Annotated in this window: 15 protein-coding genes; 10 read left to right on the forward strand and 5 right to left on the reverse strand. The window is 60.2% G+C overall.

The annotated features are described in order from the left end of the window. Nucleotides 1–182 precede the first annotated feature (182 nt). Both ACA046_RS07215 and ACA046_RS07220 read left to right on the forward strand, forming a co-directional pair. Nucleotides 183–854 (forward strand): response regulator, encoded by a 672-nt coding sequence (locus ACA046_RS07215; RefSeq protein ID WP_003212008.1) that lies wholly within the window; start codon nucleotides 183–185, stop codon nucleotides 852–854. Then, complete coding sequence (locus ACA046_RS07220) at nucleotides 847–2,232, forward strand: sensor histidine kinase (protein ID WP_076015940.1); 1,386 nt, start codon at nucleotides 847–849, stop codon at nucleotides 2,230–2,232. Before ACA046_RS07215 ends, ACA046_RS07220 begins: the two co-directional genes overlap by 8 nt. Here ACA046_RS07220 and ACA046_RS07225 read toward each other — a convergent pair whose 3' ends face one another. Both ACA046_RS07225 and ygfZ read right to left on the reverse strand, forming a co-directional pair. Then, nucleotides 2,233–3,054 carry an HDOD domain-containing protein gene (locus ACA046_RS07225; protein WP_497676185.1) on the reverse strand — a complete coding sequence of 274 codons (822 nt, stop codon included), beginning with the start codon at nucleotides 3,052–3,054 and terminating at the stop codon, nucleotides 2,233–2,235. Between the two features lie 36 nt (nucleotides 3,055–3,090). Further along, complete coding sequence (gene ygfZ / locus ACA046_RS07230; RefSeq protein WP_497676186.1) at nucleotides 3,091–4,032, reverse strand: CAF17-like 4Fe-4S cluster assembly/insertion protein YgfZ; 942 nt, start codon at nucleotides 4,030–4,032, stop codon at nucleotides 3,091–3,093. A 139-nt stretch (nucleotides 4,033–4,171) separates the two neighbouring features. On the opposite strand from ygfZ, the gene ACA046_RS07235 reads away from it, so the two are divergent. After that, nucleotides 4,172–4,426: an FAD assembly factor SdhE gene (locus ACA046_RS07235; RefSeq protein WP_003212000.1), complete on the forward strand. Its 255-nt coding sequence runs from the start codon at nucleotides 4,172–4,174 to the stop codon at nucleotides 4,424–4,426. After that, a complete protein-coding gene (locus ACA046_RS07240) occupies nucleotides 4,410–4,862 on the forward strand; it encodes a protein YgfX (RefSeq protein WP_497676187.1) in 453 nt (150 codons plus the stop codon). Before ACA046_RS07235 ends, ACA046_RS07240 begins: the two co-directional genes overlap by 17 nt. Here ACA046_RS07240 and nadB read toward each other — a convergent pair. Continuing rightward, on the reverse strand, nucleotides 4,831–6,447 hold the full coding sequence (gene nadB / locus ACA046_RS07245) for an L-aspartate oxidase (protein ID WP_497676188.1): 1,617 nt from the start codon (nucleotides 6,445–6,447) through the stop codon (nucleotides 4,831–4,833). The two genes, ACA046_RS07240 and nadB, sit on opposite strands and share 32 nt — an antisense overlap. Nucleotides 6,448–6,914: 467 nt before the next feature. Between nadB and rpoE the strand changes: the two genes are divergently transcribed. From rpoE to ACA046_RS07265, 4 genes are all read left to right on the forward strand, one after another. Then, nucleotides 6,915–7,496, forward strand: coding sequence for an RNA polymerase sigma factor RpoE/AlgU (gene rpoE / locus ACA046_RS07250; protein ID WP_003172477.1), 582 nt, complete (start codon nucleotides 6,915–6,917; stop codon nucleotides 7,494–7,496). 31 nt (nucleotides 7,497–7,527) lie between these two features. Next, complete coding sequence (locus ACA046_RS07255) at nucleotides 7,528–8,115, forward strand: sigma-E factor negative regulatory protein (RefSeq protein ID WP_003172479.1); 588 nt, start codon at nucleotides 7,528–7,530, stop codon at nucleotides 8,113–8,115. Nucleotides 8,116–8,131: 16 nt separating this feature from the next. After that, the gene (locus tag ACA046_RS07260) at nucleotides 8,132–9,088 is read left to right on the forward strand and encodes a MucB/RseB C-terminal domain-containing protein (protein WP_497676189.1); all 957 of its coding nucleotides are present in this window, start codon (nucleotides 8,132–8,134) and stop codon (nucleotides 9,086–9,088) included. Between the two features lie 244 nt (nucleotides 9,089–9,332). Next, nucleotides 9,333–10,772, forward strand: a complete 1,440-nt coding sequence (locus tag ACA046_RS07265) for a DegQ family serine endoprotease (protein WP_459026713.1) — start codon at nucleotides 9,333–9,335, stop codon at nucleotides 10,770–10,772. Nucleotides 10,773–10,839: 67 nt separating this feature from the next. On the opposite strand, the gene ACA046_RS07270 is transcribed toward ACA046_RS07265, so the two are convergent. Next, nucleotides 10,840–12,273 carry a M48 family metalloprotease gene (locus tag ACA046_RS07270; RefSeq protein WP_459026715.1) on the reverse strand — a complete coding sequence of 478 codons (1,434 nt, stop codon included), beginning with the start codon at nucleotides 12,271–12,273 and terminating at the stop codon, nucleotides 10,840–10,842. Nucleotides 12,274–12,368: 95 nt separating this feature from the next. Here ACA046_RS07270 and ACA046_RS07275 point away from each other — a divergent pair, with 95 nt between their 5' ends. Both ACA046_RS07275 and ACA046_RS07280 read left to right on the forward strand, forming a co-directional pair. Next, a complete protein-coding gene (locus tag ACA046_RS07275) occupies nucleotides 12,369–12,608 on the forward strand; it encodes a sulfurtransferase TusA family protein (protein WP_003211989.1) in 240 nt (79 codons plus the stop codon). A 40-nt stretch (nucleotides 12,609–12,648) separates the two neighbouring features. Further along, nucleotides 12,649–13,719 (forward strand): AI-2E family transporter, encoded by a 1,071-nt coding sequence (locus ACA046_RS07280; protein WP_003211986.1) that lies wholly within the window; start codon nucleotides 12,649–12,651, stop codon nucleotides 13,717–13,719. A gap of 110 nt (nucleotides 13,720–13,829) precedes the next feature. Here ACA046_RS07280 and ACA046_RS07285 read toward each other — a convergent pair whose 3' ends face one another. Further along, complete coding sequence (locus ACA046_RS07285) at nucleotides 13,830–14,303, reverse strand: peroxiredoxin (protein WP_017479251.1); 474 nt, start codon at nucleotides 14,301–14,303, stop codon at nucleotides 13,830–13,832. Nucleotides 14,304–14,308: the final 5 nt, after the last annotated feature.

Here is a 14,308-nt window from a genome sequence, read left to right on the forward strand (position 1 = left end):
TTCGGGCGCTACAGGTGAAATAGCTCGGCAGGCGAAACCCACCGTGGCTGGATGCTAAAGGGCGAAGCTTTCACTAACCTTTCAGTCGCCTTTCAATGTTTTCGGGCTTCACAGCACAGGTGGCGCCTGTAAACTCCCCGGCAAAGCGTGGCGCCGACCACTCCCGAACGAGGTAAAAACCCATGCGTGTCCTTCTGGTTGAAGACCATTTGCAGCTCGCCGAAAGTGTCGCCCAGGCGCTCAAGAGCACGGGTTTGACCGTCGATGTGTTGCACGATGGCGTGGCCGCGGACCTGGCCTTGAGCAGCGAGGAATACGCGGTGGCAATCCTCGATGTAGGGCTGCCGCGCATGGACGGTTTCGAGGTATTGGCACGGTTGCGGGCGCGTGGGAAAAATCTGCCGGTACTGATGTTGACCGCCCGCAGTGACGTGAAAGACCGGGTGCACGGCCTCAACCTGGGGGCGGATGACTACCTGGCCAAGCCATTCGAACTGACGGAACTGGAAGCCCGAGTCAAAGCCCTGCTGCGCCGTAGCGTGCTGGGCGGTGAGCGCCAGCAGGCGTGTGGCGTGCTGATTTACGACCTGGACACGCGGCGCTTCACCCTGGGCGGCGAACTGCTGACCCTGACCTCCCGCGAGCAGGCGGTGCTTGAGGCGCTCATTGCACGTCCGGGCCGGGTGATGAGCAAGGAGCAACTGGCCTCCCAGGTGTTCGGCCTGGATGAAGAGGCCAGCCCCGACGCCATCGAAATCTACGTGCACCGCCTGCGCAAGAAACTCGATGGACAGCCGGTGGCCATCGTCACCTTCCGTGGTTTGGGGTACTTGCTGGAAGCCCGCGATGCATAAGCCCAGCAGCCTGCGCTGGCGCCTGCTGTGGAACCTCGCGCTGTTGCTGGTGGTATTGATGCTCGCCAGCGGCTTGAGCGCTTACTGGAATGGGCGCGAGGCGGCGGACACGGCTTACGACCGCACGCTGCTGGCCTCGGCGCGGACCATTGCGGCCGGCGTGTCTCATCGCGACGGGACCTTGAGTGCCGACGTGCCGTACGTGGCCCTGGATACATTCGCCTATGACAGCGCCGGGCGGATTTACTACCAGGTCAACGATATTCACCAGAAGCTGATTTCCGGCTACGAGAACCTGCCGGGCCCACCGCCGGGTACGCCGCGCACTGATGACTATCCGGCGCTGGCGCGCTTTTATAACGCCAAGTACCAGGGCCAGAACGTGCGGGTGGTCAGCTTGCTCAAGGCGGTGTCCGAGCCGAACATGAACGGCATGGCGGAAATCCGCGTGGCCGAAACCGACGAGGCGCGGGTTGCGATGGCCCGCAGCCTGATGGCCGATACCTTGCTGCGCTTAGGGATGCTGGCCATCGGTGCGTTGTTTTTGGTGTTCTTTGCCGTGAGTGCGGCGTTGCGCCCGCTGGAGCGTTTGCGCACGGCGGTAGAGGAGCGTCAGCCGGATGATCTGCGGCCGTTGCCCTTGGTGGAGGTGCAGCATGAGCTGGGCCCGCTGGTGCGTGCGCTCAACCATTTCACCGAACGCTTGCGCGGGCAGTTCGAGCGCCAGGCGCAGTTTATTGCCGATGCCGCCCATGAGCTGCGTACCCCGCTGGCGGCCCTCAAAGCCCGGCTGGAACTCGGCCTGCGCGCCGAAGACCCGGCCACCTGGCGCACCACTCTGGAAACCGCGGCCCAGGGCACCGATCGCCTGACTCATCTGGCCAATCAATTGCTCTCACTGGCCCGCATCGAAAACGGTGCCCGGGCGATTGCCGAGGGCGGGGCGCAGTTGCTGGACTTGAGCCAGTTGGCCCGCGAATTGGGCATGGCCATGGCACCGCTGGCCCATGCACGTGGCGTGGCCCTGGCGCTGGAAGCGGATGAGCCGGTGTGGCTGCGAGGCGAGCCGACCTTGTTGAACGAGTTGTTGAGCAACCTGGTGGACAACGCTTTGGCTCACACGCCACCGGGCGGTAACGTGATCCTGCGGGTTACGGCGCCAGCGGTACTTGAGGTGGAAGACGACGGCCCGGGTATCCCGCTGGATGAGCGGGACCGAGTGTTCGAGCGGTTCTATCGGCGCAGCCAACAGGGCTTGGGTTCGGGCTTGGGGCTGGCGATTGTCGGTGAGATCTGCCGGGCACATCTGGCGCAGATCAGCTTGCATGACGGTGAACTGGCGGGGTTGAAGGTGCGGGTCAGTTTTATTGCGGGGTAATCAGTAAAACATCGACCGCGCTTCATCCAGCTCGGCACGCAAGGCGTCGCTGCAGGGATCGAGGCGCAGTTTGTTGATTGCAGGCAGCGTCGCTATCGGCACGCTGGCCAGCGGGTGATTGGTGTTGCGGTGGCAATACAGCACAGCGATCTGCACCAGGTCGATATAGTCCAGGCGCTCGGAGTCGCGCTCCAGGTCGAGGTATTGCCCTGGCAGATTCACCAGCATTTCCGGGAAGTCCCAACGTCGCAGCAGTTTGTCCCCCAGCAGCGGGTGGATGCTTTCAATCACGTGGTTGAGGCTGACGGGGTCAGCCAGCAGTTCATAGTGATCTTCGGCGTAGGTCAGGATCGGCAGCACGCCAATCTGGTGCACCAAGCCTCCGAGGGCCGCCTGATCAGGCTTCAACTGGCTGTGGTTGCGGCACAGCGCGTAGCTCACGCCGGCCACTTCCAGGCTGCGTCGCCACACATCGCGCATCTTCTGTTCGACTACATCGGAGCGGGCGTGAAAGATCTGTTCCATCACCAGCCCGATCGACAGGTTACTGCTGTAGTTGGTGCCCAGCCGGGTGATGGCGGTGTGCAGGTCGGTGACTTCCTGGGTCGCGCGCAACAGCGGGCTGTTGACCACTTTGATCAGCCGCGCCGACAAGGCGGTATCGCGGCCGATCACTTTGCTCAGACGGCTGATGCTGATGTCCGGGTCTTCGGCGGCCTGACGAATCTTCAGGGCCACTTCCGGTAGCGTTGGCAGAACCAGGTCATCGTTATCGATGGCCACAACCAAAGCCTGTTGGACTTTTTCCGCCAGCTTGTTCATTCATGATCTCTAGGGTGTTGCAAAAAGGTACGACGATCAGCGCTGGATCTCGCGATCACGGTCCAGCTGGTAGGGGAGGTCGAGCAACTGCAGGCTCGGGCCTTCCAGTGTGCCTACATGCACATCGCCACTCTCTGCTGCTTCGGCTTGCAGCACCGCTAGAAGTTCAATCGCCTCGCCGGCCCGGGCGGCAATCACCACCTCGCCGATGGCGCTGTTGTGAGTCGGGGAAAACAGGGGGGTGCCAGGCTCCGGCAATTCGCTGGCATTCAAGCTCAGCCGGTACAGGCGACGCTTGAGCTTGCCCAAGTACTGCATGCGCGCGACGATTTCCTGGCCGGTGTAGCAGCCTTTCTTGAAGCTGACGCCGCCGACGGCTTGCAGGTTGAGCATCTGCGGGATGAACAGTTCGCGGGTCTGAGGCATGACCTGGCCGATGCCGGCACGGATCTGGCCCAGCAACCACTGGTTCAGTTCACCTTCGTTCAATCGCGCGGCGAGTTGGCTGTGCAGGGTCTCGGCTTGAGCGGCAGGGGCCCAGAGTTCGGCGCGGCCCGGCGATACGCGGATGGCGATCAGATCGTCGCTTCGCACCACGCTGTCGGTCTCGGTGGGTAGCTCGAGGCCGAGGCTGGCCAGTACCTGATCTGCATCCGACACACCGAAGCGCACCCAGGCGGCGCTTTCGTCGGTGAGTTTGGATTTAGAGAATACGGCGTACTTCTTCAGGTCCTCCAGTTGCGGCTCCAGCAACTCGGTGGCCATTGCCAGCAGCACGCCATCGCCTTGCAGCAGGATGCGGAAGCTCGACTGCATGCGCCCTTTTTGGGTGCAGCGCGCGCCCAGGCTGGCCTGGGTGTCACTCAGGTAGTTGAGGTTGCAGGTCAGTTGTCCCTGGAGGAACTTGGCAGCGTCGGAACCGCGGACGGCGAGAACGCCTTCGTGGGACAGGGAGCAGAAGAAAGCAGAGTCAGCCATGGGTCATCGCAGGTTAAAAAGTCATGAGTGCATCATAGAGGGGCGCCCGGCAAATGGATAGTTTCGGTATGGCCGACCAAAGCCGACTGTTCCAGGCAGCGTCGGCCTGTATACTTGCGCTCTATTTGAGGAGCGCTCCATGGTCGAAGATGTAGAACTCAATCGCCTCTACTGGCACAGCCGCCGCGGCATGCTTGAGCTGGACGTGTTGCTGGTACCGTTCGTCAGGGAGGTCTATCCGCACCTCAACGACGTCGACCGCGACTGCTACCGCAAGCTGCTGGAATGCGAAGATCAGGACATGTTCGGCTGGTTCATGGAACGCGCCGAATCGGAAGACCCGGAGCTGCAGCGCATGGTTCGGATGATTCTGGATCGTGTCCAGCCCAAGTAATACGTTCGAATGCCGCTGGCATGCCTCCGGGCAGTTGCTGGCGGTTTATCTTTTCGCCCAGGCGTTCGCATTGGGTGCGTTGTGGTTTCTCGATGTGTCCCCCTGGTATGCAGCCGTTGGCGCCTTGGTGTGCCTGGCCCACGCTGGTTGGGTGATGCCGCGTTATATCCTGTTGACTCACCGTTCGTCGATTCGTGGCCTGCGTCGCGATGAGGATGGCTGGCACCTGTGGAGCGCTGCACGTGGCTGGCACAGCGTGCAACTGCGCCCCGACAGCCTGGCGTTGCCGTTGATCGTGGTGCTGCGCTTTCGGGTGCAGGGTGACTGGCGGGTGCGTTCGATATGTGTGCCGCGGGATTCGCAGGCCACCGATGTGCATCGGCGCCTGCGGGTACGTTTGAAGTTCAGCCGCCGTAGGTGGTTGGCACCAGAATAGTGTCGCGCGCTTCGGGCAGCATCTGCGGGTAGTCGAGTGTGTAATGCAGGCCCCGGCTCTCCTTGCGTTCCATGGCCGAGCGGATCATCAGTTCCGCCACCTGGGCCAGGTTGCGCAGCTCGATCAGGTCGCGGCTGACTTTATAGTTGCTGTAGAACTCGTCGATCTCATCCAACAGCAGCCGAACCCGGTGTTGCGCCCGCGCCAGGCGCTTGTTGGTGCGCACGATGCCCACGTAGTCCCACATGAAGCGCCGCAACTCGTCCCAGTTGTGGGCGATGATCACGTCTTCGTCCGAATCGGTGACCTGGCTGGCATCCCAGTGGGGCAGGGCGGCCGGCACCGGGATGCGTGGCAGCTGTTCAAGGATGTCGGCGGCGGCGGAGCGGGCGTATACGAAACATTCCAGCAGCGAGTTGCTGGCCATGCGGTTGGCACCGTGCAGGCCGGTGAAGCTGGTTTCGCCGATGGCGTACAGGCCGGGCACGTCGGTACGGCCGTGTTGGTCGACCATCACGCCGCCGCAGGTGTAGTGCGCCGCCGGCACGACCGGAATCGGGCCTTTGGTGATGTCGATGTTGAACGCCAGGCAGCGTTCGTAGACCGTCGGGAAGTGAGTCTTGATGAAAGCTTCGGGCTTGTGGCTGATGTCCAGGTAGACGCAGTCGATGCCCAGGCGTTTCATTTCATGGTCGATGGCCCGGGCGACGATGTCTCGCGGGGCCAGCTCGGCCCGTGGGTCGAAGCGCTGCATGAAGCGTTCGCCGTTGGGCAGTTTAAGGTGCGCGCCTTCGCCCCGCAGGGCTTCGGTGATCAGGAAACTCTTGGCTTGCGGGTGATACAGGCAGGTGGGGTGGAACTGGTTGAATTCCAGGTTCGCCACCCGGCAGCCGGAACGCCAGGCCATGGCGATGCCATCACCGCAGGCGCCGTCGGGGTTGCTGGTATAGAGGTAGACCTTTGCTGCGCCGCCCGAGGCGAGAATCGTGAAGCGTGCGCCGTAGGTGTCGACTTCGCCGCTGGCGCGGTTGAGCACGTAGGCGCCGAGGCAGCGTTCGCCCGACAGGCCCAGGCGTTTTTCGGTGATCAGGTCGACGGCGACTCGCTGCTCCAGCAGTTCAATGTTGGGGCGTTGTCGGGCCTGGTCGAGCAGGGTCTTGAAGATCGCAGCACCGGTGGCGTCGGCGGCATGGATGATGCGCCGATGGCTGTGGCCGCCTTCGCGGGTCAGATGAAACTCGAAGCCGCCGTCGTCGGTGCCTGAGTGTTCATCGCGGGTGAAGGGCACGCCCTGGTCGATCAGCCATTGGATGGCTTCGCGGCTGTGCTCGACGGTGAATCGCACCGCCTCTTCATTGCACAGGCCGCCACCGGCATTCAAGGTGTCTTCGACGTGGGATTGCACGGTGTCGGTGTCATCCAACACGGCGGCGACACCGCCTTGGGCCCAGAATGTCGAACCATTGGCCAGGTCACCCTTGCTCAGAACGGCTATGCGCAGGTGGCTCGGCAGGGTCAATGCAAGGCTCAAGCCCGCAGCGCCGCTGCCAATCACCAGGACATCGTGTTGAAACTGTTGGCTCATTTGAAGGATTCCGCAAAAAGCGATCCGGAGGGGGCGCAAACAGGACGCCTGGATCGGCGAATCAAAGGGTCACACGGCCCACTAGTATATAGAGGGGGGGAGCGGCACAATAGCCGGGCATTCGTGGCATTGTGAGACTACGGTCGACGAACTGCACGGCTTTCGTGAAACTGACAGCGATTGGGATGGGAACTTTTTGCATAAGCCCAGACTCAATAGCAGGATGCCCGAAAGCTGGGAACACGCTGGATTTGCTGAGCGGCGCCTGTGTCAGGTGCGTCAGGAAACTGGCGACAGATTATTCGCGCAGCCGGCATAGCCCGCGCTGCGTTTTTCGTGTGTGCCAAATCAGTGCGTACCGGAAACTTGCTTGGAGGGGGAGAACTTTTGCGAAAAGCCCGAGTCTATGTTTGCAAGCCTGATCGATTAGTTATGCAAGCCTCCTTCAAGTACAACGAGGAGTGTTCATGCTAACCCAGGAAGAGGATCAGCAGCTGGTTGAGCGCGTTCAACGCGGCGACAAGCGGGCATTTGATCTGCTAGTGCTGAAATACCAGCACAAAATTCTCGGGTTGATCGTGCGGTTTGTGCACGACACCCATGAAGCGCAGGACGTTGCACAGGAAGCCTTTATCAAGGCGTACCGTGCACTCGGTAATTTTCGCGGTGATAGTGCGTTTTATACGTGGCTTTATCGCATCGCCATTAACACGGCGAAGAACTATCTGGTTTCTCGCGGTCGCCGCCCACCGGATAGTGATGTTAGTTCGGAAGATGCTGAATTTTATGATGGTGATCACGGCCTCAAAGATCTCGAGTCGCCGGAGCGTGCATTGCTGCGCGACGAGATTGAAGGAACCGTCCATCGCACTATTCAACAACTGCCAGAAGATTTGCGTACCGCGTTAACTTTACGTGAATTCGATGGTCTGAGTTACGAAGACATTGCGAGCGTCATGCAATGTCCGGTGGGTACCGTACGTTCCCGGATTTTCCGGGCTCGGGAAGCCATCGATAAAGCCCTGCAGCCGTTGTTGCAGGAAAACTGAGACAGCGGCTACAGCCAAGAGAGGAACCGCCATGAGTCGTGATGCCCTGCAGGAATCGCTGTCCGCAGTGATGGATAACGAAGCGGATGAACTGGAACTTCGTCGAGTGCTTAATGCATTTGATGATGCCGAAACCCGTGATACCTGGTCTCGTTACCAAGTCGCTCGGGCGGTGATGCACAAGGATCTTCTAATCCCTCGTCTGGATATTGCTGCGGCCGTTTCTGCTGCGCTGGCTGATGAAGCCGTTCCGGCAAAAGCTGCTCGCGGTCCTTGGCGTAGCCTGGGTCGTCTGGCAGTCGCTGCTTCGGTGACCGTCGCTGTACTGGCAGGTGTTCGCCTGTATAACCAGGACGAAATCGCCGGTGCCGAACTGGCCCAGCAGACCCAGCAACCGGTCATGGCCGGTCCACAGGTCAAGGGTCCAGCTGTGCTGGCCGGCTACAAGGAAAGCTCCGATACCACCGGGCCTATGGCCAACGGGGTACTTCAAGGGCAATCCGGCTGGCAAGATCAGCGTCTTCCAGGCTACCTGCGCCAACACGCACAGGAATCGGCCTTGAAAGGCACTGAAAGCGCCCTGCCATACGCTCGTGCTGCAAGCCTGGAAAACCGCTAGTCCGCCAAGGAGCTTTATGCGCGCCATACCGCTCCTTGCGCTTTTGCTCAGTGGCTGGTTTGTAGTCCCCGCCCATGCCGACGAAGCCCAAGACTGGCTGACGCGTCTTGGGCGGGCGGAGCAGCAGCAAAGCTTTCAGGGCACGTTCATCTACGAGCGTAATGGTAGTTTTTCTACCCATGACATCTGGCATCGTGTCCAGAATGGTCAGGTCCGTGAGCGGCTTTTGCAGCTCGATGGTTCCGCCCAGGAAGTCCTGCGCGTTGATGGCCGTACCCAATGCGTGAGTGGCACGCTGGTTGCCGGGCTGGGGGGCTCCCCCAACGCCGCAGCACGCGCCCTTGATCCGCAAAAACTCAAAGCTTTCTACGACCTTGCCGTCATCGGCAAATCGCGCGTGGCTGGTCGAAATGCGGTAATCGTCTCAATTACGCCTCGTGATGCATACCGTTATGGTTTTGAGTTGCATCTGGACCGCGAAACCGCTTTGCCGCTGAAGTCCTTGTTGCTTAACGATCAGGGCCAGTTGCTGGAGCGATTCCAGTTTACTGACCTCAGTACGTCGGTGCCTGACGATCGCGAGTTGCAACCCAGTGGCGAATGTACGCCGGTCTCGGTAACCAGCGCCAAGGCTCCGGAAGTCGAACTCCCTCAGGATTGGCGTCTCGATTGGTTGCCGCCAGGCTTCCAGTTAGTCAACCGCAGTGCCCATAAAGACTCCCATACCAAGGTAACTGTCAGCAGTTTGATGTATGACGACGGCCTGGCGCGTTTTTCGGTATTCCTGGAGCCGCTCAACGGCGGGGCCGTGACCGAGACCCGTACCCAACTTGGTCCTACAGTCGCAGTTTCACGGCGTCTGAATACCCCGGAGGGTGAAGTAATGGTGACTGTCGTCGGTGAAATTCCGATCGGCACTGCCGAGCGAATTGCGTTGTCTCTCCGCAGCGGCACCACGCCCGCCAAGCCGTGAGTTGTTAATCCTATGTTCATCCTGATATTTCAATGTTGCGCAGCAGATAGTCGATGCCTGCCTCTGTCGAGAGACATGAAATGTCTGGATCATTTTTTTCACTTGCTAATATCCCCTATGTTTTTTATAGGTCAGGGCTTAACGGCCTTGGCCTTGTTTTGTTCGCGGAACAAAAATGTCGGTCGCAGTTTTCGACGTTTATTGAACCCTGTCGCTCAACCCTGCTCGTCGTAACGGGAGCTGTATGTCGATACCACGTTTGAAGTCTTACCTTTCCATAGTCGCCACGGTGCTGGTGCTGGGTCAGGCCGTTACCGCGCAAGCGGCCGAGCTGCCTGATTTCACCCAACTGGTGGAGCAGGCGTCGCCTGCCGTGGTGAACATCAGCACTACGCAGAAGCTGCCGGATCGCAAAGTCTCCAACCAGCAGATGCCTGACCTTGAAGGCCTGCCGCCGATGCTGCGGGAGTTCTTTGAACGTGGCATGCCCCAGCCGCGCACGCCGCGTGGCGGTGGTGGTGGCCAGCGTGAGGCACAGTCCCTGGGCTCGGGTTTCATCATCTCGCCTGACGGCTACATCCTCACCAACAACCACGTGATTGCCGACGCCGACGAGATTCTGGTGCGCCTGGCTGACCGCAGTGAGCTGAAAGCCAAGCTGGTGGGCACGGACCCACGTTCCGACGTGGCCCTGCTGAAAATCGAAGGCAAGGACCTGCCAGTGCTGAAACTGGGCAAATCCCAGGACCTGAAAGCCGGGCAATGGGTAGTCGCCATCGGTTCGCCGTTTGGTTTTGACCACACTGTGACCCAAGGTATCGTCAGCGCCATCGGCCGCAGCCTGCCGAACGAAAACTACGTGCCGTTCATCCAGACCGACGTGCCGATCAACCCGGGCAACTCCGGTGGTCCGCTGTTCAACCTGGCGGGCGAAGTGGTTGGCATCAACTCGCAGATCTACACCCGCTCCGGTGGTTTCATGGGCGTGTCGTTCGCGATTCCAATCGACGTGGCCATGGATGTTTCCAACCAGCTGAAAACCGGTGGCAAAGTCAGCCGCGGCTGGCTGGGCGTAGTGATCCAGGAAGTGAACAAGGACCTGGCTGAATCCTTCGGCCTCGACAAGCCGGCAGGTGCCTTGGTCGCGCAGATCCAGGACGATGGCCCTGCAGCCAAAGGTGGCCTGCAAGTCGGCGACGTGATCCTGAGCATGAACGGCCAGCCGATCGTCATGTCCGCAGACTTGCCACACCTGGTGGGCGCACTCAAGGCCGGCAGCAAAGCCAAGCTGGAAGTGATCCGTGATGGCAAGCGCCAGAACGTTGAACTGACCGTCGGCGCGATTCCGGAAGAAGGCGCGGCGCTTGATGCGCTGGGCAACAGTAAGCCGGGTGCCGAACGCAGCAGCAACCGCCTGGGCATTGCCGTAGCCGAGTTGACCGACGAGCAAAAGAAGAGCTTCGACCTCAAGAGCGGTGTAGTGATCAAGGAAGTCCAGGACGGTCCTGCCTCCCTGATCGGCTTGCAACCGGGTGATGTCATCACTCACCTGAACAACCAGGCCATCAACTCCACCAAAGAGTTCACCGACATCGCCAAGGCGCTGCCGAAGAACCGCTCGGTTTCGATGCGTGTCCTGCGTCAAGGCCGTGCCAGCTTCATTACCTTCAAGTTGGCCGAGTAATCCGCTAGCCCAATAAAAAGCCCCGCTCTCGAGCATCGAGAGCGGGGCTTTTTTGTGGCCGTAAGGTTCAGCTCATCATGCCTTTGACCAGGCGTTCCTGTTCAATCAGCTCACGCTGGCGTGCATCGATGCGCGAGGAGAGCGGGAAGTTGCTGCCTGCACGGCGCTTGGCGAAATCCAATTGCTGGATAGCCTGCTGGAAATCACCCACCAGCGCGAAATACTCGGCGCGGGCCTGATGCAGGCCGATGATATTGCCCGACAAACCACGGGTTTCTGCGACCTGATACCAGACATCCGGATCGTCCGAGCGTGATTTAAGCAGGCCTTCGAGGGCTTTTTCCGCGTCTGCGGTGCGGTTCTGCTTGAGCAGCAGATCCACCCGCACCTGATTCAGCGGATAGTTGCCAGGATATTGCGTCAACATCCGGTCTGTACGCTGTTGTGCGTCCGGCAGGCGGTTGTTGGTCATGTCCAGCTCGATCTGCGCCAGGTTGTAGGTAATGTCGTTGGGCGCCTTGGCCAGCAGCAGCTTGAGGTTTTCCCGGGCGAGGTTGAACTGGGTACCTTTGATCTGGGCGATGGCGAGGCCATAACGTGCCACATCGTTTTTCGGGTTTTCATCCAGCTGGGCCTGGAAGCGTTTGGCTGCCAGTCCGGGAGTGTCTTCGTAATACAGCTGCACGCGAGCGCGGATCAGCTGATAGCGCAGGCTGTCCTCTATACCGCCTTGCTTGGCTTGCTCTGCACGGTTGCGGGTGTCGGCGATCCGCGATTCGGTCACCGGGTGAGTCAGCAGGAATTCTGGCGGCTTGGCGTCGAAACGGTACTGGCGCATCAGGCGTTCAAACATGGTCGGCATGGAGCGCGGGTCGTAGCCAGCTTTCTCCAGGTTGAGAATGCCGATGCGGTCAGCCTCTTGCTCGTTTTGCCGGGAAAAGCGGCGTTGCTCCTGGATCGCGGCGGCCTGGCTGCCGGCAATCGCCGCAATGCCGGCATCACCTGCGCCAGCGGCAGCGGCGATGATGCCGCCGAGCAGTGCAGCCATCATCGGGATCTGCATGCGTTGCTGCGCTTCCACGCCTCGGGCGAAGTGGCGTTGGGACAAGTGAGCCAATTCGTGGGCCAATACCGAGGCATATTCGCCTTCGGTCTGGGCGTTTAGGAACAGGCCGCCGTTGACCCCGACGATGCCGCCCGGTGCAGCAAAGGCGTTCAACTGCGGGCTGTTGATCAGAATGAATTCCAGGCGCCGGTCGTTGACCTGGCTGGTCTCCACCAGTTTGTACACGCTGGTTTCGACGTAGTCCTTGAGCTGCGGGTCGTTGAGTTGCGAGACCTGGCCACGCAGGTAGGCCAGCCAGGCCCGGCCCAAATCGTATTCCTGTTTTGGCGAGACAATGGCAGAACTGGCGTCGCCAAGTGACGGCAGGTCGTCGGCGAAGCCTGGAGAGGCCAGCAGGCAAGCCAGCGTCAGCAGGGTAGGGCGCAAAAAAGTCATGCACAAAGCCTTTCGACAAAGACCTTACTGTAGCCGGACACTGAGCTTCGGACCAGATATTCTAAGCGCCCCCGATGCCCACCCGGAGCAAAACCATGACCGACGCTGTAGCCTTCGATGCCGAACTGGATGCCAGTGGCCTTAACTGCCCGCTGCCATTGCTCAAGGCCAAGCTGGAACTCAATCGGCTGGCCAGCGGCGCGGTGCTCAAGGTGATCGCCACGGACGCGGGCTCCCAGCGGGATTTCCGTACGTTTGCCAAGCTGGCCGGGCACACCTTGCTGCATGAAGAAGACGAAGCAGGCGTCTATCGTTACTGGTTGCGCAAGGCCTGAATCGCTTGAATGTGCTGTCCTTATCGCCTGAGGTTTATTGATGTTCAAAGTGTTACGTGACTGGATTCAGCGCTACTTCTCAGACGAAGAAGCCGTGGTGCTGGCCGTCCTGCTGTTTCTCGCCTTTACCGCCGTGCTCACCCTGGGTGGCATGTTGGCGCCAGTATTGGCGGGGATGGTGCTGGCGTACCTGATGCAAGGCCTGGTCTCCATCCTGGAGCGTTTACGCTTGCCGGGTGGGGCGGCGGTGGGCTTGGTGTTCGCCTTGTTCATGGGGCTGCTGCTGGTGTTTATCGTGATCGTGGTGCCTTTGTTGTGGCATCAGTTGATCACCTTGTTCAACGAACTGCCGGGAATGCTCGCCAAGTGGCAGTCGCTGTTGTTGCTGTTGCCCGAGCGCTATCCGCACTTGGTGTCGGACGAGCAGGTACTCCAGGCGATTGAAGTAGCCCGCGGTGAAATCGGAAAGTTCGGACAATGGGCGCTGACCTTTTCCCTTTCGAGCTTGCCGCTGTTGGTCAACATCATGATCTACCTGGTACTGGTGCCGATCCTGGTGTTCTTCTTCCTCAAAGACCGCGAGATGATCGGTCGTTGGGTGCGTGGCTACCTGCCGCGTGAACGGGCGCTGATTACCCGGGTCGCCGAGGAAATGAACCGGCAGATTGCCAATTACATCCGTGGCAAGGTCATCGAGATCTTTATCTGCGGTGGCGTTACGTACATCGGCTTTGTCGCGCTGGGACTGAACTACGCAGCCCTGCTGGCGCTGCTGGTGGGTGTTTCAGTGGTGGTGCCATATGTCGGCGCGGTGGTGGTGACGGTGCCGGTGATGTTGATCGCGCTGTTCCAGTGGGGCTGGAGTGATCAGTTCATCTACCTGATGGCGGTGTACGGCATCATCCAGGTGCTGGATGGCAACGTGCTGGTGCCGCTGCTGTTCTCCGAGGCGGTGAACCTGCATCCGGTGGCGATCATCTGTGCGGTGTTGTTGTTTGGCGGGTTATGGGGATTCTGGGGGGTGTTCTTTGCGATTCCCCTGGCGACGCTGTTCAAGGCGGTGCTGGATGCCTGGCCCCGGCAGGAACCGGTGGTGGCGCCGTTGTTGTAACTGTAGGAGCGAGCTTGCTCGCGAAGAGTTCATAGGCAGCGCGCCCATTCAGGTAGGGCGCGTTATCGTTAACGACCTTCGCGAGCAAGCTCGCTCCTACAGGTTAGGTGTCAGGCTTTATTCAGCGCCTGCGCCGCTGCCAGCACGGCATCCACATGCCCTGGCACTTTCACACCACGCCATTCCTGACGCAGCACGCCATCCTTGTCGATCAGGAAGGTGCTGCGATCAACACCCAGGTATTCCTTGCCATACAGCTTCTTCAGCTTGATCACATCAAACAGCTGGCAAACCGCTTCGTCCTTGTCGCTGATCAGCTCAAAGGGAAATTCCTGCTTGGCCTTGAAGTTCTCGTGGGACTTCACGCTGTCCCGTGACACGCCAAACACTTCGGTGTTGGCCGCCTTGAATGCCGCGTGCTGGTCACGAAAGCCCTGGCCTTCGGTGGTGCAGCCCGGGGTGCTGTCTTTCGGGTAGAAGTAGATCACCACTTGCTTGCCCTTGAGCCCGGCAAGGCTGAAGGTCTGCCCGCTGGTGGCCTGGGCTTCGAAGTCGGCTACCGGTTTGTCGATGACTACAGCCATGAAAA

The sequence above is a fragment of the Pseudomonas sp. LBUM1641 genome, from assembly GCF_059716235.1.